We start from the raw sequence: 21,696 nt of genomic DNA on the forward strand, positions 1-21,696 counted from the left end.
AGCAAGGTCATTCACTTGTGTTACGTGTTGACTTATCGTAGAAGGAAGCCACAAGCATTTCCTTCACCCTAAAAAACAAGGGAAGGTGACAGTTCCTGAGCATCGCAGCAAAGACATTCCAATCGGAACGGCAAAAAATATCTTGAAACAAGCAGGGCTGCTGTAAAAGCTTGAGCGTGAAAGGAGTTATTTTATGTACATTTACTATGCTTTATTTAATTTGGCCGACGATGGTATCAATGTAGCCTTTCCGGGTTTAGATGGTGCCTTCACTTTCGGCTCTGATATGCACGATGCACTGCATATGGCTAAGGACTTATTAGCTGGCTGGTTGATTAACGCCGAAGATGATAGACAGACGATCCCTGATCCAATGGAACCTGCTGAAATAACAATTCCTAAAGGTGATTTGTTAGTTCCAATTGAGGTTAATACTAAGCTGTACCGTATGAAATTCGACAACCAAGCAATCAAGAAAACCCTGACTATTCCTCGTTATCTGGATGCGCTAGGTAAGCAGGAGAACATCAACTTCTCATTGGTGTTAACGGAAGCACTGAAGGAAAAACTTGGTGTTTAGGGGAACTAGGTATCGTGATTAGTTGGGATATTTCCATCTAGTAAATGAAACCATTTAAATCACTATACCGTTCGTCATCAAGTTCTCGGGATACTCCTGCGCTATATCCTAATCCTGACGAATAACCATCGTGCTAGATTAAGATTAAAAGATTAATTATGAAATTTGTTGTATTCTTTAAACACTTTGGCGTTTGTTTAATGGACAGCCCACATTTCCTCGAAGCATTTTTTACTATCAAAGGTGAAATAGTTCAACTTTAATGCTCAAAACAACGAAATATGACTACAGTTCTGCTCTATTTTCTTCTCCCCAATCGCATAGTTGATCTAAAATCGGCATTAAAGATTTTCCTATATCCGACAAATAATACTCTACCTTTGGCGGTATTTCTTGATATTCTTTTCTTATAATTAACCCGCAGTTTTCTAAATCCTTTAAATTAGAGGTTAATGTTTTAAAAGAAATCGGATCTAAAAATCTTTTGAGTTCATTGTATCGAAATGTGCCATAGGCGGACAAAGAATATAAAATTGGCAGTTTGTATTTTCCCGAAATTAAGGACATGCTGTAAGAGAAGCCGGTCTCATCAAAATTCATTCCTTCTACTATATTACTCATTCTACACTCTCCTTTAGGTAAGTACTTTACAAAAAGATTGTATCACTCTATAATGAATTTGTAAATGAAATTAGAAAGGGTGTTGAATATGGATAAAATTTATTTAAAGGATTATGAGGAAATTATGCAGGTTGCCCAGTTGTATTTGGATGGTTGTAAAGAAGGAAAAGGCGAGATAATGAAGCCAGCCTTTCATACGAATGCTACGATCAATGGGGACCCTATTCAAAGTTTATTTGATGGAGCAGATCAGGCGGGACCAACTAATGTAACAGGAAGAACCGATATCTTAGAGGTTGCAAATGATATTGCAGTGATAAGAATTACGATGGAAGATTATCTAGGAGAAAACTTTATCGATTTTCATATGTTGAAAAAAGATGAGGATGGCTGGAAAATAATCGCAAAAATTTTTACCGGCTATTAATTTGTTAAATCAATCGTTTTAGACAAATTGTTGACAAGTTTTCTGGATAGTAAAATGTCTACAGCTTAGGATGTATAAGTGTCCACATCTTTTTAGAAGAATTACTTGGTCTATCTTGTTGAAAAAAATTATAACTACACCGTTTTCTTGAAAATAAGAGAACGGTGTAGTTGTGCAGTTAAGACTCCATTTCTGCTTCTTCTCTTAGAAACTTCAAAATCAAACCGATCAAACTAACTACAGCAGTTTGACCACAGAGAATTTCTAATAGTTTGTAATCAGTCAAAAGATTTCTTACATAGAAAACAGCCACTTCTAAGAAAATCATTGATAGATCTCCTAGGAAGTGACCATTTAAAACGATGAAAAGTATCTTTATTGATATGAACTAAGAACATACGACACTTACGCTTCTTAAAATGAAATTTCAAATAGTTGGCGAAGCGATCGAACTTATTTTAGCCTTTTTATCAAAGTTATTTACTGATGTAAATGGAATAGCTTAGAAGTAATTTTCCACTCGCCGTCAGCTTTAAGCAGAATTAGAAAATCAGTATATTCATCATCATAAGCATCATGCTCCAAGTAAACTCGAACTGATGCGGTAGTATCTTCTGCAGCTAGAATATCTACTCTTGATTTAACATTGGGTGCTGCACCAGCCTTTTCCATAAAATCCCAAAGATTTTGAATCGGCCCACCTAAGTATCCGCTAACATTATTGAAACCGAACATAGATGCATCTTCGTGGAAGCCTTTTTTAGCTGTTTCGATGCTGCCAGTTCTCAAACCTTCTACGTAATAGTTCACCGTAGTTAAAACCTTTTCCAATTCGTCAATCGCCATTTTTGCCATCATTCAAAACCCCTTTAATTTTATTAAGATGAATGCGCATGCATCTATATCTGTATTATTGATCATTCTTAACAAGATGTCAACAAGAATTTTAAAAAAATTCAGGTTGGTAAAAAAGCTTGTCAATTGTGGGTTAAGTCATGAAAAAAATACAAAGCAGTAGATATTTCTTGCGAAACAATATAGAATATCTTCGAGGAGTAAAGAGTTGCAGGCAGCAGAATAAAAAAGAAGTGGTGAAATAGATGGATAATCAATTAATGCCAAAATGGCTTGAATTAAGAAATCGGCAAAAAATGATCGAGGATAATTTAGAAAAAGCCCTCTCGGAAAATGAGGGATTAAGCTTAAACGAGTTTTACGTATTATTCTTTTTAAATACAACTGACGATAAAAGTATGCGGCTCAATCACCTGCAAAAACATGTCGGACTGAGTCAGAGTGCAATGTCACGCATGATCGCTAGAATGGAGAACAAAAATTGCGGAGTAATTGAACGCCATTCTTGTGATAACGATAAACGGGGAATTTATATTAATTTAACAGAAAAGGGCCAAGAAAAATTAGTCAGTGGCCAACAAACAGTCGATGATGTTTTAGATGAATATTTAAAATAAATGGATCGTAGCGGTTGCACGATCTTTTTATTTAGTATACAATATGCATGTGCATGCATCTAAAACACAAGGAGGGTTCCAAATGAAAGTCTTAATTGTAGGAGCAACAGGAAGAGTCGGTCAGAAATTGATCAAAGCATTAGCTGATGAAGGGAATCAGATCTATGCTGGAGCCAGAAGAGAGAATGAAATAGCTAAGGAGGATTTGGTGATCCCGATTCATTTCGATCTCCATTGGTCAGTGGATGAAATGGTAGAGCATTTACCAGAGGTGGATGCAGTCTATTTTACTGCTGGTTCTCGTGGAAAAGACCTGCTGCAGTCTGATTTATATGGTGCAGTAAAACTAATGGAAGCGGTTGAGCAGAAGGGGATTAAGCGTTACATTCATTTGAGCTCCATTTTTGCTTTGGAACCTGCTCAATGGAATAAATCTTTCTTAGCTAAGATTCCTGACTACAAGATTGCCAAGTTTTTCTCTGATCACTGGTTAATGGACCATTCGAAATTGGATTATACAATTTTGCAGCCGGGTCATTTGGATGAAGTAGAGGCTGCTGGTACGATCGAGACGAATGTGGTCGAACCGCAGTCTAACTCGATTAACGATGTGGTCACTGTTTTAGCTCAACTGCTTGATCGGCCGAACACCATCGGTAAAGTAATTCTTATGCACCAAGGCGATACACCAATCGGAGAAGCACTGGATAAGATTTAAACACCATAAACAAAGAAATATCCGAACTAACTTGTAGAAGCTTTGTAATCTGTCCCGATTTTTATTGGGACAGATTACAAAAGAATTCTCAACTAGTTCGGATTTTTAGTGCTTTAAATAACTTTTTCGAAGGGGAATCAAACGAACAAGTATAACAACAAGGGAATATAAAAAAGATAAACTAGAATTGAAAAGCCTAAGCTGGAAGTAGAAAAGTTCTCATCTCCACGATAACTTCGAACGAGGATGGGCACACTGTTTTGTACCGGCATGGTGGATTGCACTAAAAAAACTTTGAACATCAAGTCAGGAATTTGAATAAAGCGGCACAGCACAATGACGGTTAAGGGAGAAATCAGGTATCTGCCTATTAGAACCCCAATAACATCTTTATCTAGTGATAGGTTCTTAATCCCACTGAAGTAAATCATAATTCCAATGACAAACATCGACAATGGCGTCGTAAGTGAGGCAAGATAATTAAAAAAGGTAAACAAGACAGGTGGTAAAGGCAGCTTCAGCAGCAACCAAAAAATCCCGATCAAAAAGCCTAATAAGGCAGGAGAAAAGATCTTCCTAAGGGCGACTAGTGGATGGAAAGAAGCTGTGGCCTCATCAATCCTTGGATTATCCTGAGCAATTTGGAAAACACCGATCGTCCAAAAAAAGGTCGTGTTAACGATATAATATAACAGAACGAATGCAACGGAGCTTTCCCCGAAGATTGCTAGATTAATCGGTAATCCTAAAAATATCGTATTCGAACAGGTGAACATGGTGGAAAAGGTGCCCCAGCGTTTTTGAGTGACTTTGAACATTCTGCGGTAACCAAGACTAAGAAAAAAAGTAACAGCCATAGAAAGAAGGGGAATCAGCATCCCTGAGAAAAGCTGAAGAAAAGCTGCACTGTCAAAATTTTTAATGATATTTAAAAAAGTACTCAGCGGCAAAGCAAGGTTCAGGATCAGCAGGGAAAATTCGTCAGCTGTTCGATTGGAAAACCAGCCTTTAAAAGCTAGAAAATAAGCTAGAAAAACCAATAAAAAAATAGCAAAAATATTCAGATAGGCATTCATCATAAAAACACTCCTCAGGGAATTGAATTTGATTCAAACGGCAATCAGGTACAAACTGCAATAAATGTCTTAACATGCCGAACTTTATTTGATAGATTCGATAGTCTTGAGATTGATAATAGATATTTACTTTTTACTGTTTTACTATACTATGGTAGTTGAAAGAGTTGATTACTCTATGCATCTCTGGGGAGGGATACGTGTGAAAAAACAAACGAAAGACAGTGTGTTGGTTGGTTTTGCCTTGTTTGCCATATTTTTTGGTGCTGGAAATTTGATTTTTCCAGCAGCATTAGGAAATATTACTGGTGATCGATGGCCGGTTAGTCTGCTGGCGACTTTTTTAGTGGCTATTTTGCTGCCGATTTTGTCGGTTGTTTCTGTCGCTAGTGTTGGAGATACCTTTGTCTCCATAACTAGACCAGTAGGTAATTGGTATTACTATGTGGTGAATTTGTTCGCCATGATAGGTACTGGCGTTTTAGCCAATATTCCAAGAATGTCAGCGACCGCCTATGAGCTTTCCGTGAAACAGCTAGTTCCACAAATACCCAACTATCTTTTTTCGCTGCTCTTTTTTGGTTGCGTTTATCTGTTGGGAATGGACAAATCGAGTTTTCTTGATAACATTGGCAAATATCTGTCACCGATTTTATTAGTGCTGTTGTTGTTCATTGTTTTGAAAGGGCTTACCAATCCGTTAGGTGAATTGATTCCTGCGAGAATCGATCAGCCCTTCAGTTATGCTTTTTTGGAGCTTTACAAGACTGGGGATCTGCTGGCAGGTCTGCTGATGTCCTCGTTATTCATTGAATCGGTTAAGCAAAAAGGCTACCATACGCTGTTGGAAAAAAAGTCTATCGTTATTCGAGCTTCTGTTGTCGCCGGCCTTTCACTGCTGGCGGTCTACGGCGGGCTGCTGGTGGTTGGAGCCTTTGCTTCCAGTGTATATCCTGCGACTATTCCCAGAACAGAGCTGCTTTTTAGCATCGTGTACACCTTGCTGGGAAAAAATGGGATGCTCGTTTTAGGTCTTACGGTTGTGTTGGCCTGTTTGACTACTTGTGTCGGAATGACTGCTGCGGCTGCTAACTTCATCAAGGAATTAGTCAAGGACCGCTTATCTTACCGAGCTTCTATGCTGGTAGTTTGCGGAATCGGCGTGACCATCAGCAGCATGGGCGTCGAGGGTATCATGGATTTCTCCACTCCATTGTTCTTAGCAATCTATCCCTCGGCGATTGTTATGACGCTGTTAGCTTTCTTTTTGAAACGTGCAAAGACGGTCCAGTGGTATCGCTTTGCCGTGATTAGTGCTCTAGTTGTAGGAATCCTTGATAGCTTAAATAGTTTAAATGTTCAAGCAGCTGCTGCCATCGTCGACTTGCTACCCTTTAGCGAGATGGGGCTGGGGTGGATCGTTCCAGCTGTTATTGCTGGGGGCGTTGGTCTACTTAGTGGAAGAATGAAACAACCACTAGCTGGAAAATAGATCAAGCATCAACAACAAAACAATAACCGCCTTCGCGTCAGCTGCGATTAATCAGCATCCGCGAAGGCTTTTTTTTATTAGTAAAGCTCCAAATACTGATCCTTTTCCCACTGGGAGACTGTCTGACGATAAGCTGCCCACTCCAGCGATTTCGCTTCTACGAAATTGTCGAAGATGTGTTTTCCTAAAGCTTCTGCTATTACCTCATCTTTTTTCAATTCTTTTAACGCCTCATGAAGTGTTGGCGGCAAGTCGCCAATATTCGCGTCCTTGCGCTCCTCTTCACTCATAATATAAATATTCCGATCAACCACTGATGGTGGAGTTAGTTCATTTTTGATACCATCCAATCCGGCTTTCAGCAAGACGGCCAAAGCTAAGTAGGGATTGGCTGAGGGATCAACTGATCGCAGCTCTAAGCGGGTTGAAACCCCGCGAGATTCAGGAACACGTATTAATGGCGAACGGTTTTGACCAGACCAGGCTACATAAACTGGAGCCTCATACCCGGGAACTAGTCGTTTGTAGGAATTAACCGTAGGGTTGCAGATGGCTGTGTAACCTAAAGCATGCTTTAGTAACCCGCCTAAAAAGTGATAGGCTGTTTGACTAAGCTGCAGTTCACCTTCCGCATCATAAAAAGCGTTCGAACCGCCCTTAAACAGCGACATGTTGCAATGCATGCCAGAACCGGCGATACCAAAAAGTGGTTTTGGCATAAAAGTAGCATGCAGCCCGTGCTTTCTGGCAATCGTTCGTACTACCAGCTTGAAGGTTTGGATATTGTCGCAGGCTTCAATGACGTTGGCATATTTAAAGTCAATTTCGTGTTGACCAGGCGCGACTTCATGGTGGGAGGCTTCTACTTCAAAGCCGAGACCTTCTAATTCCAGAACAATATCTCGACGGCAATTTTCTCCTAAATCAGTAGGTGCAAAATCAAAATAGCCGCCTTTGTCATTTAATTCATCGGTAGGCTCTTGGAGGGCGTCCAATTTGAATAAAAAGAATTCCGGTTCGGGTCCAAGATTGAAGGTTGAAAAGCCCAGCTGCTCCATTTCTTGCAATACTCGTTTCAAATTCCCTCTGGGATCGCCTGGGAAGGGAGTATTATTTGGCAGGTAGATATCGCAAATCAAACGAGCGACTTTCCCGTGACTACTTTCCCAAGGAAAAATCATCCAAGTAGACAGATCAGGATACAAATACATATCGCTTTCCTCAATGCGAACGAAACCCTCAATAGACGAACCATCAAACATCATTTTATTATCCAGAACTTTATCTAATTGGCTGATGGGCACCTCAACATTTTTGACAGCTCCCATAATATCAGTGAACATCAAACGTAAAAAGCGGACATTTTCTTCTTTCGCGTTTTGGCGAATCTCTTCTTTGGTTTTTAACTGTTTTGTCATTAGTCATCATCCTTTGAACATTTTTTGGGGATCTAAATTACCTCGTATCTTCCATGATCAACGAAAATGGAGCGAGTGATTTAAATTGCGATAAATATAGCAAGGCAGGTTACCAGTGTCAACGGTTCATGTAATAAAAAGTCACATAGAGCAGGGACGTGTGATTTTTTAACCTTCTGTAAACCTTATAAACTAAAGGTTTTAGGAGCATTATTCGAAAATAGAATAATACAAAGAAAGTGATTCTGGAGGAAATAAACAAAAAAATACGCAAGCCCGCTATCAGATTTGATAGGAAACTTGCGTGTTTAAGATGGTTAGGAAGAGTGATTGTTCTTTAATAGTTCGGTTGCCATTTCCAGGAAGGCTTTCATAGCCATCGAAGTATAACGCTTCTTCTTGCAGGCAATGTGAACGCTGCGGTGAGCGATTTCACAGCCTAGTTTATAAAATTGGATCTCGGCCGGTACCGGATTCAGTTTAACCATGGTGTCGGTGACAAAGGCAGCACCTAGTTGCTGGGCGACTAAATTGTAGGTGGTCATCAGCTGCTTTTGATTCATAATTACTATGGGATGGATATCATGGTTCTTAAACATCGTCATTGCCCGCTTGTGCATGTCATGCCCTTTTTCCATCATAATAAATTCCTGATTTCGAAACTCAGTCAAAGACACTGCCTGCTTGTTTGAGGAAATATGTTGATTTTGACAAATTTCCTCAACAGAAAAGGCGTTGGCATTCACTGTATCTTTACCGGGAACAGCCAAAAGCAAAGACTCATTAAAAAGAATTTTTTGGTCAAAGAGCTCTTCATCGAATTCTGAGCTGTCGATAATTAAGTCAATTTCTCCTTTTAAGGTCTGCTCTACCAAGGTCAAGGAACTGGCTTCCACTAGACGGACGGAAATATTCGGATAGCGCTTTTTAAATTCAGAAATCAGCTTGGGTGCCAACAAGCTGGAGAATAAGTAGGGGGCTCCTAATGTCAGAGTCCCGGTTTCCAACCCGCGATAGTCGTCGATGTACCTCTCCAAGTCGCTTTCAATTGCTAGTATCTGACGAAAACCCTCCATGAAAATCTTGCCTTCTTCAGTTAAACCTAGTGGTGAGGTGGAACGATCAAAGATTTGTACCCCCAAGTTTTCTTCGAAGCGTTTAATGGTCAGACTAAGGGAGGGTTGGGACAAGTACAGTTTTTGAGCAGCCTTGGAAAAACTTTTTTCCTCAAAAATGACGTTAATATAGTGCAATGTTTTGAACATAGGGCCCGTCCTTTCTATCTTATTTATCTTTGGTTATAACTATTGTTATCTATTTTATATTGGATTATATGGTGAAAATCCCTTATTGTCAATGTGTGAAGTGAAGGTCTTTAGAAGTGAGCGAAACAATTGATCGCTAAGTGTTGCCTTTACCGACAAAACAAAAAAATTTATGGGGGAATAAAGATGAGTAAAGATGTACTAGTAATGATCCCGGGACCAACGCCAGTCGTTCGTTCTATCCAAAATGAAATGGCTAGAGAAGTTCAAGCTTTCGGTGATCCACGATTTGTAAGTGATTACAAGGAACTGATTGAAGACCTTGGAACCCTGTTTAATTGTTCTGGAAAAACATTTCCTTTAGCGGGAACAGGAACTTTAGCTATGGAGATGGCCGTTGCCAATGTGACTAAAAAGGGCGATAACGTCTTAATCGTCTCAAACGGATTCTTCGGGGATCGCTTCATTGAAATTTGTGAACGCCGCGGATTGAACTGTGATGTGCTGAGTGCTGAATGGGGCACAAGTGTAACACCTGAAGAAATCGAAAAGAAATTAGCTGAGAAAAAATATGCGGCTATGACCGTCAGCCATGTAGATACATCAACTGCTGTAGTTGCTCCAATTAAAGAAATCGGTGCAATTATTAAAAATCATCCTGAAACGGTCTTTATCGTTGATGGCGTAGCAGCTACCGGCGGTGAATATGCTGATGTAGATGGTATGGGCATTGACATTATGTTCACTGGCTCGCAAAAAGCTTTTGGTGTTAGTCCAGGAATGTTAGTCCTTTGGGCAGGACAAAAAGCGCTGGATCGTCGGAAAGACTTAGGTTCGATTCCAGATTACTATATTGATTTTGAAAAATGGCTGCCTGTTATGGATGATCCGGCTAAATACTTTGCCACACCAGCGGTCAATCTAGTTTGGGCGATGAAAGAAGCAACAGCAATCATTAAAGAAGAAGGTTTGCAAGCTAGAGCTGATCGTCATGTTAAAAATGCGGCGGCAACTAGAGCAGCATTACGCAGCTTGGGTTTTGAGATTTTGGCAAAAGAAGGGCATGAAGCCAGCACCTTAAGCAATGTTATTTATCCAGAAGGAATTGACGATGCTCAATTTAGAGGAAAAATGCTTGATAAAGGCGTTATCGTGGCAGGCGCTCTAGGAGCCTATGCCGGTAAAGCCTTCCGTCTGGGTCACATGGGGAATATTTCTGAAAATACGATGGTTCAAGTACTAAGTGTTCTGGAAAAAGTGGTTGCTGAATGCGGACAAGATGTCAAATTTGGCACAGCTGTAGGGACTTATTTGTCAGAAATGGCTACAGATTAAGTCGGATTCTTAACGAACGGATTCTCGAACAAGCTTTGTTGGCATTAAGCGAAAATTCTGTGAAATTTCAGCAGCAACTGATCAAAATTTTAGTCTTAATGCTTCAAAGCTGATCGAGTTTGCCAAGCCATTCTTGACCTGACTCTCTCGCTTATTTCCAATAGCCTTCACTTCGCAAATAAAAGAATAGGTGGATGAACGATATGCAAAAACAAATATCAATGATGGTGGGCCCAACTGCTATTCCCGAGAGAGTGCTTTCGGCTATGAATAGACCTGCTATTTCTCATAGATCAAAGGAATATGATCAAGTACAAAAAAACGTAACAGACAATCTAAAAAAACTATTTGGAACTCAAAATGATGTTTTAGTGGTTACAACTTCAGGAACTGGAGCGATGGAAGCCTGCCTTACTAATTGCTTTTCACCCGGAGATAAAGTTGTCGTGCCAGTTTCAGGGAAATTTTCAGCTCAATACGCTGAAATTTGTAAACTGTTTGGCTTAGAGGTCATTGAAGTACCCTTTGAATGGGGAACAACGGTGGATGTGGAGCAAGTAATGGCCGTGGTTGATGCTGATACTAAAGGCGTATTCCTAACCCATAATGAAAGCTCAACGGGAGTCTTCAATGATGCGGAAGCTTTCGGAGCAGCACTACGGGACACTGAAACATTGCTGGTACTGGATTCAGTCAGCGGCGTGGGTGGATTAGAACTGAAATTTGATGAGTGGGGGATTGATGTGGCCTTCACAGCCAGTCAAAAATGTTTGATGGCCCCTCCAGGACTTTCCTTCATTACCTTAAGCGACAAGGCTTGGAAAAAAGTCGATGAAGCTCAGTTTACTACTTACTACTTTGATTTCAAAGAGTACCGGGACTACAACAAGCAAGACGAAACCCCTGCGACACCAGCAGTGTATACCTTGTTTGCGGTAGAAGAAGCTTTGGAGATGATTATGGAGGAAGGCGTAGAAAATGTGTACAAACGCCATCAAGAAAACACTCAGATTTTGCGACAAGGTTTGAAAGAGCTGGGCTTTGATCTGTTTGTTAAGGATGAGAAATTCGCATCGCCAACCTTAACATCCGTTTATCTGCCTAATCAAGCAAAGCGCTATGCAGCTGAATTAGCGAAGCGCAATGTGATTATCAACACCGGGATTAACAAATTAGCTAATGATATTATTCGAATCGGTGTGATGGGGTATGTTTCAAAAAACGATGTGTATGCTCTTTTGAAGACCTTAGAGGAAATCCGTTTTGATGAACTTCCATATCAACAAGCGCAAGTGGGCTAAGCAGGGAGAAGAATGAAAAAGTTGAAGAGTTACCTATTGCTATTTTTAAGAAGTAGCAGTAGATAATTCGGGAAATGTTGAAAGCGTTTTACAGAGAAGTTTTGGATCGGATTGCAGTTGGGGAAATTATCAAGTGATAGGTGCTAGAAATAACAAGAGGATAGGAGAGAAAAAATGAACATTCTTAATGCTATTGTAGAACTAATTATTCAAGTAACCACTTGGATCTGGGGTATTCCGATGTTGGTAATCTTTATCGGTGGCGGCTTATACTTTTCCTTTAGACTAGGCTTTATGCAGATATTTAAGCTGCCTTATGTCGTAAAACAGACGTTTATTCGAGCGATTAAGGAAGAGCCGCAGGAAGGAAGAGTTTCCGGGTTTTTAGCCTTCAAGACAGCTCTGATGTCAACCATCGGGATGGGAAAAATTACCGGTGTGGCGTTAGCGATTGCCTTTGGTGGCCCTGGAGCAATTTTCTGGATGTGGGTACTTAGCTTAGCTGCGGCGATCATTAAATATTCAGAAATCATTATGGCAGTTAAATACCGACAAAAAGATGATGCTGGCAACTGGGTAGGCGGTCCATCGGTTTATCTGAAACGCATTTTTAAATCTAAAATTCCCGCTGTTGTTTACAGCTGTGCTCTCTTATATACGGTGACCTTCTCAGGACCAATACAATTAAGTGCAGCGGCGGATATTTTATTAGTTTATAACGTGCCAAAAATCGCGACAGTCGGTGTGTCTCTAGTATTTATTGCTGCAGTTGTTTTTGGTGGAGCCACCCGGATATTTAAAGTAACCGATAAGCTGATTCCAATCATTTCTGTCTTTTACATTATAGGAGCAGTAGTAGCAATTGCCTTTAACATTGATCAAGTACCGGCGGCCTTTGCAGCTATCTTGGGAGATGCTTTTACTGGTACAGCGGCAACCGGAGGATTCGCAGGAGCCAGTTTCTTAATGGCAATTCGTTGGGGATCAGCCCGCGGCGCTTTTTCCAGTGACGCAGGAAATGGGCTAGCAACAATCGCCCATGCCAGCGGATATGTGACCCATCCAGTTCAACAAGGCATGTGGGGGATTTTTGAAGTAACCTTTGATACTATTTTATGTACATTGAGTGCGATCGTATTTCTAACTTCGGGTGCTTGGATGGCAGTAGATGCTGGTGCGATGCCAGTTGTGGCCTTTTCAAATGCATTAGGTCCAGTGTTAGGCGGTTTTATTATCAGTATGAGTATGGTTTTATTCACCGTAAAAACACCAGTAGCTTATGTCATGATTGCGGAACGGACGCTTAGTACTTTAGGCATGAAGGCCAACAAAGCGGTATTTGTTCGCATCTTCTATTGTGTGGTACTGCTCTTCGGCGGGATCGGCAATTTAGGCTTGTTGATTCAATTACAAGATATTGGTCCAGCTATCTTGATTACAGTAAACATGGTTGCGCTATTCTTTAGCTTTGGACAGATTACTAAGTTTACTAAAGAATATTTTGCCAATAGAGAAGTTTATGAACAAGGCGATTTACCTGAATACACTGGAGAATTTGGAGATTTGAAGAAACAAGCAGAAGAAGAACAGGCACCAGCTGGTTTAGTAGAAGAATAGAAGGGGAGATAAAAATGTTTGAATTAAAAGGCGTATATACACCAGTAGCAACTCCATTTGAAGGTGGAGAAATTGCTTATGACAAATTGGCAGGTAATTTAGATTTTCTAATCAACTCAAAAATCGAAGGACTTGTGGTGATGGGATCAAACGGTGAGTTTGTCGCTTTGCGAGAACAAGAAAAGATTGACTTGGTTAAGTTTATTTGTGAAAAAGCCCGCGGCAAGAAAAAAATTATCGTCGGTATCGGCGGCAATTGTCTAAGCGAAACCTTAGAGCTTGCTGAACTTGCTAAAGAACAAGGTGCAGATGCTGTACTGGTAGTCACACCTTACTACTATAAGAATGCCATGAAGGATGCAGCACTGGAAAAATACTTCACTTTAGTGGCTGATCAATCACCTCTTCCAGTTGTTTTGTACAATATGCCGGGTAATACAGGAGTGAATACGTCATCTAGTTTATTAGTAAAACTGTCAGCCCATCCGAACATTATCGGCGTCAAGGATACCAGCGGAAATATCAGTCAAATTGCTGAAACCATCAAAGATGCCGATGCCAGCTTTAATGTTTTTGCCGGCAACTGGTCCTTCTTGTTACCAAGTCTGTTTCTTGGTGCGAAGGGTGCGACCTTGGCTTTAGGAAATATTGCTCCTAACGAATGTGCCGAGCTGGTTGAATTGTACGAAAAAGGCGATTATGATGCTGCACGGGTGTTAGCGAACCGTTTATTGCCGGTGAATGCAGCCATCACAGCTCAATACGGCATTGGCGGAATGAAAGCAGCAATGGATCTAATGGGATTAGCAGGTGGGGAAACTCGCAGTCCGTTGAACCGACCAAATGAAGAAGTGACACTTAAGATTAAAGAAATCCTACAAACGGCCGGACTAAAAATTCAAGAGTGAGCTGCCAAACATTGGCATGAAATCCTGTAAATATTTTAAAAAAACTAAGGATCACCTCAATTGGTCGGTGTAAAAGGAAATAGCAAGAAGGATAAATCGTCAGTTTGAGCAGATAGCCGAATATCATAAAGGATCAGAGGTGATTGTCCGTGGAAAATATATTTTCTCCACTAACAATTGGAAAGCTACAGTTGTCCAATCGCTTGGTGGCCCAAGTTGAAAATCAACAACTGGCCGATAAAAACCATGAATTGACTGAAGAATTTAGTGAATACTACGCTATGCTAGGGGATGGCGACAGCTCTATGATCATTTCTGAAAGTTTTATGGTTGATCAAAATTATCCGTCGAAGATTTTAAGAAGTCCATCCTTGTGGAGCAAAAGCAATCAGTTGATGCTTAAAAGAATGATTAATGACCTACATCGTAAGGACGTTAAATTTCTATTGCAATTATGCCATCCAGGATGTCGACCTCATTTGTGCTTTCCCGATGAGGTGAAGGTTTGCAGTGATTGGACTAAGCTAGATCTTAGGTGGGTACGAGAATTATACTCTGCCGCTGCATATAGAGCAAAGCATGCAGGAGCCGATGGAGTAGATATCTTGGTTTCAGAGGAATCTATTTTAGGTCAGTTTTTGTTGATTCCATATAACACTAGGAAAGATAATTATGGACCAGGAAGTATTACTGATCGGCTAAGATTAACTGTGGAAGTAATAAAAAAGATACGGACAGTTTGCGGCAAAGACTTTTTAATCAATGTACAGTTATCTGATTGGAATTTTATGAATTGTTTGCTAACGGAACAAGAAGTAAGTGAAATGGTTCAACTATTGGAGTTAATTGGAGTTAATCTGATTACTATCAGCAATAGTCGAGCAAAAGACAGTTTCGCTGATGATGAGTTGAGAATTGTCCAAATAGATCACGAACTTGAGTTGCTTAAGTGGGTGAAGGAAACAACTGACATTCCTGTAGTATATTCCAGCCATTTAGATCTAGTGGACTATATAGAAGAAGGACTGGAATCAAACCGGTACGATCTTTTTGGGTTCAGAAGTCGTCTTTCAAAGGATCAAGATTTCGTTTATTTATTCCAACGGACGCTTAGTAGATAGGAGTGATATTATGGATTCTTTAACTGTCAAAACCTTCTGGCTGTTAGCTTACAGAAAACGAGTTAGAGAAGTTTCTTCTATTTTATCGCTGCCAGATGAAGTGATTCTCAGTTTGATCAATCAACTGGAAGAATACCTGAATTGTAGCCTGTTTATTAAGCAAAACGAAGAAGCGGTCAGTCTCACCATGAAGGGGAAAATCTTTCTTTCAGTGATTAACAGCCAGAAAGTTCTGGAAAGTGCAAATAACACTTGAATCTGATACAAAAAGCTTTAACAATAGAAGTAAGGAACTCATAGATGGGTAGAGTAAGCTTAAAAAGAAAAGGAGGATTCGGAAACAGAAATGCTTTCAGAAGATGTGAAAAAGCTCTTCTTTCTAGTGAACATTTCTACTGCTGTGGTTAGACCAGCAGGGTCCGGATAGTTATTATGAAAAAAATTATGTACGTCGGCGATGCCGAGGAAAATTCATTTCACGTTCTAAACGCTTTTGAAAAAGTGATGAGAGACATTAATGCTCAAATGGTCATTTCTCTAGACCCGAAAGATATTGCAGCAGCAGATGGAGTCTTATTTCCTGGTGATCCGGTCGATGTGGACCCGGCTCTTTACGGGGAACCAAATATCGCTTGTAATTCCTTGAATCCTGAAAGAGACGCGAAAAAGATTGTCGTGCTAAAAGAAGCCTTGAAACAAGAAAAACCTATTTTAGCAGTTTGCCACGGGCATCAGCTAGTTACAGCCCATTTCGGTGGGAAAATCATTCAAGACATCAAAGGCGACGAGATTGCCATTCATAAGGTGAAGGAAAATCCAATTGATCAGGCTGATCTGGAAAATCTGAACGTTCACGAATCGATTACTATCGATGGCTCAGTGATGAACCAGGTCTACGGAAAAAATCCAGTAATCAATTCAGCCCATCATCAGGCTGTCAGCAAAGTGCCTGAAGGATTCAAAGTCACAACACTTTGGTTTAGCAAAAATGTCAGTGAGGATGAGCGGAAGGAAATCATTAGAAAAATTGACAATGGAGAAGAAATTACAGGGTCAAGTGATGTTATGATCGAAGCCATCGAGCATGAAAGCTTGCCAATCATCAGTTTACAATGGCATCCAGAATATCTTCACTGGCAGCCAGTAGAAGAAGCGGTCGATGGGCTTGCCATCTTCAAGCACTTCCTGTCTACTTTATAAAACCAGGTTTCACTAACATTTGGTTAATACAGTTTCTATTTCATTGCAGCATCGTAGGTTTCACTCATGAGGGAATTTCCTCAACTGCAAATTGACCACACCAAATTCAGCAGAAGGTAAAACTACGATAGATCAGGACAACCACCACACCTCCACCACCAATGGAATCCAACCACTCTGGTGAATGTCTGCAGAAATAGAGACTGCTATTAATAATGTAAAAAAAGAGCCTATATATATAGAAGCTTTTTTTGCAGGGAAAAAGGGAGAAGATCCAATGGACCCTAATATACAAAAATATATGACGTTACTCAAAGTAATTGAGAAAAATAGCTTTTCGAAAGCTGGTAAAGAATTAAATTATTCTCAAGCAAGTATCAGTCGAATGCTGAAGGATCTGGAGTTGAATTACGGTTTTGCATTATTAATCAGACGAAACGATGGGGTAGAGCTGACACCTGAAAGTGTTCGATTACTTCCTTACATCACTGACTTAGTGGATGCCTTTATTAAGCTGCAGGAAGAAACGATGAATCTAATTGATTAAGCGGTATTTATGAATATAAATAAGTAATACTACTTTTTTTATATTGGATAATGAGATGAAAATCGACTATGCTAACTACATAGAATAATTATTCTATTCGTACAGTTATACTTTGCAGGAACCTAGTGAAACCAGAATGTTTTTTAGAAAGCCGTTCTGAAAAGTAGTTTTGCGTAGAGTATTGGTCTTACTAGGTTCAATTAGCTTTGAAGAATCCGTTTCACTATTGATTGCTTCCAATATTGACTCCCTCACAGAGAATTCTTCGGCTGATGCAAAGAGGAATAGACAGGAAATTGCTAGCGGAAAATAGTGATTTCCTGTTTTTGCTTCTTACTTTACCGCTTAGCAAGAAAAGTGAACCAGGTAGTCTTCCAGGGCGTATTCCTATTAATGGTCAATTGACTACTGGAGAACCTGATCAACAAAGATGAGAAATTCTACAAAGCTAAAATGAACGATATTATAAAAATACTGAAAATATATTAAAAACTGAGAAGGAGGATTCGGTGAAGGAGAAAGTTTCGGCTATGCTGAGTGTTTTCTCCGCCCCGGGCGAATATAGGGGTAGCCGAAAAAATATTATGAAAAAGAAAATATTAGTAATTACAGGAAGTCCCCGTCGACATGGGAACAGTTGGGCAATGACAGATGCTTTTATCGAAACTGCTGAAGCAAATGGCCATAGTATTACTCGATTCGATGTTGGATTAAGTAAGATCGGCGGCTGTGTTGCCTGTGAAAAATGTTTTAGTAAGGAAAATCAAGCCTGTGTTTATAATGATGATTTTAATAAGATTGCCCCTTTCATTCAAGAGGCTGATGCGGTGGTATTTTCTACGCCGCTATATTGGTATTCTTTCCCAGGGCAAATCAAGAACTTTATCGATAAAATTTATTCTTTTGTTGTTGGCCAAAAAGATATTGCCGGCAAAGCATGTGGGTTGATGGCCTGTTGTGAAGACCATGATATCTCTGCTTTGGACGGTATTCGCTTTCCTTATGAAAAAACGATAGGGCTACTAAAATGGGAATCCGTGGGGGAAGTTTTAATTCCTGGTGTATTTCATAAGGGTGAGATAAATGCTACAGACGGCCTGCAAAGAGCATCTGCTCTTGCTGATGCTTTATGAGTTTGTTAGTAGTGTTCGCTTTTATTATTGAAAATAGTCTTAGAGAAATTCTCATATCAAATTAAGTTACAAATATATATTATTTCTATGTGTGGCTGTGGCATAACACGTCACAGCCACTGAAAACCGCATAATCGGTGTAACTGAAGCAGCCAATTCTCGGAACTGATCACTTCTGGCGCAACCTACTTTTATGCATAAGAGGAAACTAATATTTGAATCAAAAGAGAAACGCTACATATTATACGATTCTTTCAACGTTGAATCTTTTCTTGGAAATCTAAGTATAATGATTTATGTAATTTTCTTGCGTATCTGAAGGACTTTATTTCAGTAATTAGGATACTTCGTTCTTCATCATAGCTGATTTTTACATCCTTTGAAGAAAGTTCAATTACCATTCCCTCGGTATAATAAATATACTTTTCGCCTTCTACTTTGGGCAATCCAATTCCTGGTTCAAACGCTAGAGTCAAGTTGGTAAGCTGAGTGTAAAGAACCATCGCATAAGCTAAAATAGTAAAGTAAAACACTAGGTTGAACAAGGAAGGAAGTAGTGACTCCTTTCCAACTAGGTTCTCTTTGAATAGTGAGTATACAATGTAATATGCCACCACTAAAAATATCTCAGACAAGACAGGGATCATAATTTTCTTCTTCTCATCCCTAGTTAGAATTTTAAATATGTCACTCGATTTTAGCCCTGAATTTCGCTTAGATGAAGGTTTGAACAGTTTGGCTTTTAATTTAAATGGTAGGACTTCCGAATTTACTTTTACTGCCCAGTTAAAGAAAGGAATTTGAAGGACATACACTTTTTTACCTTTGAAAATTAAAAATCTGGATAGGTCTTTTTCTGCTAGCTGGATCTTTCCTATTTTTAAATGAATACACAATCCATCATCTTTAGTGTACTCATTTGACTCCCATAAGTGATCACGAAAATTTTTAGCATTCATGGTTTGTCTTTTATTAAGTGCTAATAAAAGAATCATAACTGAAAGATCAACTGTAAAAATTAGCATAATGCGCCATAACCATCCACCATAGTCTGCTAATTTAAAATAATAGAAAATACTAAATACCAAGAGAAAAATACTAACTACTACAATCCTTGGATTTAAACTTCTTAATCCACGTCTCCCGTGTTCCAAAATATCACCTCAGAAGTAGTATACTAAATTTTCCGAAGGTTTACGTTGGAAATTAGCGACTTCTTACCTGCCAAATTCGGGATCACTGAAAAGATCGACTATTTATTGGTAGAAAATAGATTTTTAGTTTGATCTATGTTTTTTAGCTAAATGCTGCTAAGAAGACAAACCAGCTTTCTCATTAATACAAAATCACCCAGATCACTCACTGATCTGGGTGATTTCTGTTTAACTGTGCGATGTGCGTTCACCGATTCAACAATCTTTGTTTGAACTTGCGGATTTTTATCATATAGCGGCTGGTGACTATTACGCCAACAACTAACATGCCAAACGAAAAGCCCAGAGCAAAACTGGCAATGGTTTCTGTAAGGCCTGTATCTGCCGTCCCCATCAGATCAAGAATAATAAACAAAGCAGAGGCGATTGCTCCCAGTAAAAATAGGACATGCATTTTTTTTGTCAGTTTCTTTCTTTCCTCGTTACTGTAATCCGCCACCTTGAGAGTGGTTTCTTTTAATTCTTCATTCATTTTCTCGCTCTTCTTTACATATAAATATAAAAACGGACTTTGGTTTCACCCCGGATTATTCTGATATTGGAGTTATTATTATCTTTGATGTTCTATCCAGCTTTTCACCATTCTCATTAAAGACAAAGAATATACATAAGGACGCGGGAAACCAGTTAGAGGATTGTTTTATTGAATAAAGTTGATAAATTTCCAGCAGTAGCGATGATGTTCCGGAACTAGTGAGAGAGCTAGAAACCTCATTCTGCTAAAACTCAATCTATCTTTTCGTTAGTTTATATTCTAAAATAGAGGAAATACAACAAGTAGACTCACATAGTATTTTATGATTATGGCTGGTCTGGCAAGTATTCAGATTAGAAAGGAAATTCATATGATAATTGATGAGAAATGTAAGATGATTTTTGATTCGTTTTATGATCCCATTTTAGTAATTAACACAGAGAGCATAGTGACGTACGTCAATGCTGCATATTTAGAGATGACTGGCTTAAAGTACAAAGATATATTAAATAGAAAGCTGTCTAATGTTCGTTATAAGAGTCGACTATCCGAGACACTTAAAACGGGAAACCCGATACTGCATCTAAAGAGAAAAGAAGGAGATGTTGAGTATTTTACAAACTTACTCCCAATTATTGATCAGGGAGAAGTTTTGGGGGCGCTTTCTTTGTCCACTCGTATGGACGATGTTCGAGAGTTGATGAATAAGCTGAAAAAGTCTGAGATAAAAATAAATCAATTGAAGGATCAGATAAAAACGATATATTCGGCTAAATACACATTTGACAGTATCATCGGAGCAAAAAGTAGTCTAAGAGAGGTGGCTGAATTTTGCCAAAAAGTGTCATCTACACAAAGCCCAATTTCTATTTATGGTGAAAGTGGAACGGGAAAGGAACTATTTGCTCAAGCTATTCATAATGAAAGTGATCGTAAGAATAAAGCATTCATCCCGGTGAATAGCGCGACTCTAAACAATGATTTATTCGAAAGCGAACTCTTTGGTTATGAAGCTGGATCTTTCACAGGAGGTAATCCAAATGGAAAAAAAGGACTCATTATAGAGGCTAGCGAAGGAACACTTTTTCTCGATGAAATTGGTGAAATGGGATTAGAAGCGCAGGCAAAGCTATTGAGAGTTCTGCAGGAAAAGAAAATAAGACCCATTGGCAGCAATAGAGAGTATGAGGTCAATACAAGATTTATTTTTGCAACAAACCGAAATTTAGAAAAAATGATTGAAGAGAAAAGATTTCGTGAAGACTTATTTTATCGCATCTCTGTTTTTGGCATTTCTATTCCACCTCTAAGAAAAAGAGACGAGGACATATTAGAATTAGCTAATCATTTTCTAGCTCAGTACAATACAAAAGCTGTATTTAGTCAAAGCTTTGTAAAATTTCTTATGAACTACGAATGGCCTGGAAATGTCCGTGAATTAAAAAATGTCATCGAATACAGCTCCGCAATGTCTAATGGAGATGTTCTAGAACTAGATGACTTACCTAGATATTTGGCTAATTCCAAATTAGAACTAACAGAAAATCAGCATCTAAAGTTATCTGACTTGGTAAAAGAATATGAGAAAAAGATAATTCAAACTCGATTAAATACTGGTTTTGATACAACAGAAAGCAAGCAAAAGATTGCCAAAGAGTTAGGGATATCTCTTGCAACTCTCTACAATAAATTAAATCGGTAGACTTTCTAAAATGTTGGAAACGTTTCTAAATTTTTAGAAAACGAAGTCTGGACACGAAATATAGAGTTTTTTTA

24 protein-coding genes are annotated in these 21,696 nt (G+C 39.2%); 16 read left to right on the forward strand and 8 right to left on the reverse strand.

Translation table 11 applies throughout. From position 1 onward, the window contains the following. Positions 1 to 34 precede the first annotated feature (34 nt). Both IGI42_RS20470 and IGI42_RS20475 read left to right on the forward strand, forming a co-directional pair. Complete coding sequence (locus IGI42_RS20470) at positions 35 to 166, forward strand: type II toxin-antitoxin system HicA family toxin (RefSeq protein WP_438718331.1); 132 nt, start codon at positions 35 to 37, stop codon at positions 164 to 166. 27 nt (positions 167 to 193) lie between these two features. Then, on the forward strand, positions 194 to 580 hold the full coding sequence (locus IGI42_RS20475; RefSeq protein WP_438717892.1) for a type II toxin-antitoxin system HicB family antitoxin: 387 nt from the start codon (positions 194 to 196) through the stop codon (positions 578 to 580). Between the two features lie 285 nt (positions 581 to 865). Here the strand turns inward: IGI42_RS20475 and IGI42_RS20480 are convergent, their stop codons facing one another. Continuing rightward, on the reverse strand, positions 866 to 1,201 hold the full coding sequence (locus tag IGI42_RS20480) for a winged helix-turn-helix transcriptional regulator (protein ID WP_438717893.1): 336 nt from the start codon (positions 1,199 to 1,201) through the stop codon (positions 866 to 868). A gap of 88 nt (positions 1,202 to 1,289) precedes the next feature. Here IGI42_RS20480 and IGI42_RS20485 point away from each other — a divergent pair, with 88 nt between their 5' ends. Further along, positions 1,290 to 1,628, forward strand: coding sequence for a nuclear transport factor 2 family protein (locus tag IGI42_RS20485; protein WP_438717894.1), 339 nt, complete (start codon positions 1,290 to 1,292; stop codon positions 1,626 to 1,628). 178 nt (positions 1,629 to 1,806) lie between these two features. Here IGI42_RS20485 and IGI42_RS20490 read toward each other — a convergent pair whose 3' ends face one another. After that, the gene (locus IGI42_RS20490; RefSeq protein ID WP_438717895.1) at positions 1,807 to 1,956 is read right to left on the reverse strand and encodes a hypothetical protein; all 150 of its coding nucleotides are present in this window, start codon (positions 1,954 to 1,956) and stop codon (positions 1,807 to 1,809) included. Between the two features lie 152 nt (positions 1,957 to 2,108). Further along, positions 2,109 to 2,486, reverse strand: a complete 378-nt coding sequence (locus IGI42_RS20495) for a nuclear transport factor 2 family protein (RefSeq protein ID WP_438717896.1) — start codon at positions 2,484 to 2,486, stop codon at positions 2,109 to 2,111. Positions 2,487 to 2,728: 242 nt separating this feature from the next. Here IGI42_RS20495 and IGI42_RS20500 point away from each other — a divergent pair, with 242 nt between their 5' ends. Both IGI42_RS20500 and IGI42_RS20505 read left to right on the forward strand, forming a co-directional pair. Continuing rightward, positions 2,729 to 3,100 carry a MarR family winged helix-turn-helix transcriptional regulator gene (locus tag IGI42_RS20500; RefSeq protein ID WP_438717897.1) on the forward strand — a complete coding sequence of 124 codons (372 nt, stop codon included), beginning with the start codon at positions 2,729 to 2,731 and terminating at the stop codon, positions 3,098 to 3,100. A gap of 82 nt (positions 3,101 to 3,182) precedes the next feature. Beyond that, complete coding sequence (locus tag IGI42_RS20505) at positions 3,183 to 3,818, forward strand: NAD(P)H-binding protein (protein WP_438717898.1); 636 nt, start codon at positions 3,183 to 3,185, stop codon at positions 3,816 to 3,818. A 137-nt stretch (positions 3,819 to 3,955) separates the two neighbouring features. On the opposite strand, the gene IGI42_RS20510 is transcribed toward IGI42_RS20505, so the two are convergent. Then, positions 3,956 to 4,897 (reverse strand): AEC family transporter, encoded by a 942-nt coding sequence (locus IGI42_RS20510; RefSeq protein ID WP_438717899.1) that lies wholly within the window; start codon positions 4,895 to 4,897, stop codon positions 3,956 to 3,958. 199 nt (positions 4,898 to 5,096) lie between these two features. Between IGI42_RS20510 and brnQ the strand changes: the two genes are divergently transcribed. Next, positions 5,097 to 6,386, forward strand: coding sequence for a branched-chain amino acid transport system II carrier protein (brnQ, locus tag IGI42_RS20515; RefSeq protein WP_438717900.1), 1,290 nt, complete (start codon positions 5,097 to 5,099; stop codon positions 6,384 to 6,386). A 77-nt stretch (positions 6,387 to 6,463) separates the two neighbouring features. Here the strand turns inward: brnQ and glnA are convergent, their stop codons facing one another. Together glnA and IGI42_RS20525 are read right to left on the reverse strand one after the other, a co-directional pair. Next, complete coding sequence (gene glnA, locus IGI42_RS20520) at positions 6,464 to 7,804, reverse strand: type I glutamate--ammonia ligase (RefSeq protein ID WP_438717901.1); 1,341 nt, start codon at positions 7,802 to 7,804, stop codon at positions 6,464 to 6,466. Positions 7,805 to 8,121: 317 nt separating this feature from the next. After that, positions 8,122 to 9,069, reverse strand: a complete 948-nt coding sequence (locus IGI42_RS20525; protein ID WP_438717902.1) for a LysR family transcriptional regulator — start codon at positions 9,067 to 9,069, stop codon at positions 8,122 to 8,124. 186 nt (positions 9,070 to 9,255) lie between these two features. Between IGI42_RS20525 and IGI42_RS20530 the strand changes: the two genes are divergently transcribed. From IGI42_RS20530 to IGI42_RS20570, 9 genes are all read left to right on the forward strand, one after another. After that, positions 9,256 to 10,404, forward strand: a complete 1,149-nt coding sequence (locus tag IGI42_RS20530; RefSeq protein WP_438717903.1) for a pyridoxal-phosphate-dependent aminotransferase family protein — start codon at positions 9,256 to 9,258, stop codon at positions 10,402 to 10,404. Positions 10,405 to 10,607: 203 nt separating this feature from the next. Further along, entirely contained in the window at positions 10,608 to 11,705 is a 1,098-nt protein-coding gene (locus IGI42_RS20535) for a pyridoxal-phosphate-dependent aminotransferase family protein (protein WP_438717904.1), read from the forward strand. A 174-nt stretch (positions 11,706 to 11,879) separates the two neighbouring features. Further along, positions 11,880 to 13,322 (forward strand): alanine/glycine:cation symporter family protein, encoded by a 1,443-nt coding sequence (locus IGI42_RS20540; RefSeq protein ID WP_438717905.1) that lies wholly within the window; start codon positions 11,880 to 11,882, stop codon positions 13,320 to 13,322. A gap of 14 nt (positions 13,323 to 13,336) precedes the next feature. Beyond that, a complete protein-coding gene (gene dapA, locus IGI42_RS20545; RefSeq protein WP_438717907.1) occupies positions 13,337 to 14,230 on the forward strand; it encodes a 4-hydroxy-tetrahydrodipicolinate synthase in 894 nt (297 codons plus the stop codon). A 149-nt stretch (positions 14,231 to 14,379) separates the two neighbouring features. Then, on the forward strand, positions 14,380 to 15,351 hold the full coding sequence (locus IGI42_RS20550; RefSeq protein ID WP_438717908.1) for a hypothetical protein: 972 nt from the start codon (positions 14,380 to 14,382) through the stop codon (positions 15,349 to 15,351). 10 nt (positions 15,352 to 15,361) lie between these two features. After that, positions 15,362 to 15,607, forward strand: a complete 246-nt coding sequence (locus IGI42_RS20555; RefSeq protein WP_438717909.1) for a hypothetical protein — start codon at positions 15,362 to 15,364, stop codon at positions 15,605 to 15,607. Between the two features lie 176 nt (positions 15,608 to 15,783). Continuing rightward, complete coding sequence (locus tag IGI42_RS20560) at positions 15,784 to 16,551, forward strand: gamma-glutamyl-gamma-aminobutyrate hydrolase family protein (protein WP_438717910.1); 768 nt, start codon at positions 15,784 to 15,786, stop codon at positions 16,549 to 16,551. Between the two features lie 277 nt (positions 16,552 to 16,828). Then, positions 16,829 to 17,098 carry a LysR family transcriptional regulator gene (locus IGI42_RS20565; RefSeq protein ID WP_438717911.1) on the forward strand — a complete coding sequence of 90 codons (270 nt, stop codon included), beginning with the start codon at positions 16,829 to 16,831 and terminating at the stop codon, positions 17,096 to 17,098. 509 nt (positions 17,099 to 17,607) lie between these two features. Then, positions 17,608 to 18,231: a flavodoxin family protein gene (locus tag IGI42_RS20570; RefSeq protein ID WP_438717912.1), complete on the forward strand. Its 624-nt coding sequence runs from the start codon at positions 17,608 to 17,610 to the stop codon at positions 18,229 to 18,231. 254 nt (positions 18,232 to 18,485) lie between these two features. Here IGI42_RS20570 and IGI42_RS20575 read toward each other — a convergent pair whose 3' ends face one another. Next, on the reverse strand, positions 18,486 to 19,385 hold the full coding sequence (locus tag IGI42_RS20575) for a hypothetical protein (protein ID WP_438717913.1): 900 nt from the start codon (positions 19,383 to 19,385) through the stop codon (positions 18,486 to 18,488). Between the two features lie 247 nt (positions 19,386 to 19,632). Beyond that, positions 19,633 to 19,917 carry a hypothetical protein gene (locus IGI42_RS20580; RefSeq protein ID WP_438717914.1) on the reverse strand — a complete coding sequence of 95 codons (285 nt, stop codon included), beginning with the start codon at positions 19,915 to 19,917 and terminating at the stop codon, positions 19,633 to 19,635. 373 nt (positions 19,918 to 20,290) lie between these two features. Here IGI42_RS20580 and IGI42_RS20585 point away from each other — a divergent pair, with 373 nt between their 5' ends. Next, entirely contained in the window at positions 20,291 to 21,622 is a 1,332-nt protein-coding gene (locus tag IGI42_RS20585; RefSeq protein ID WP_438717915.1) for a sigma-54 interaction domain-containing protein, read from the forward strand. The last annotated feature ends 74 nt before the right edge of the window (positions 21,623 to 21,696 follow it).

It is taken from the genome of Enterococcus sp. AZ109, assembly GCF_051714625.1.
Lineage (GTDB): Bacteria > Bacillota > Bacilli > Lactobacillales > Enterococcaceae > Enterococcus_A.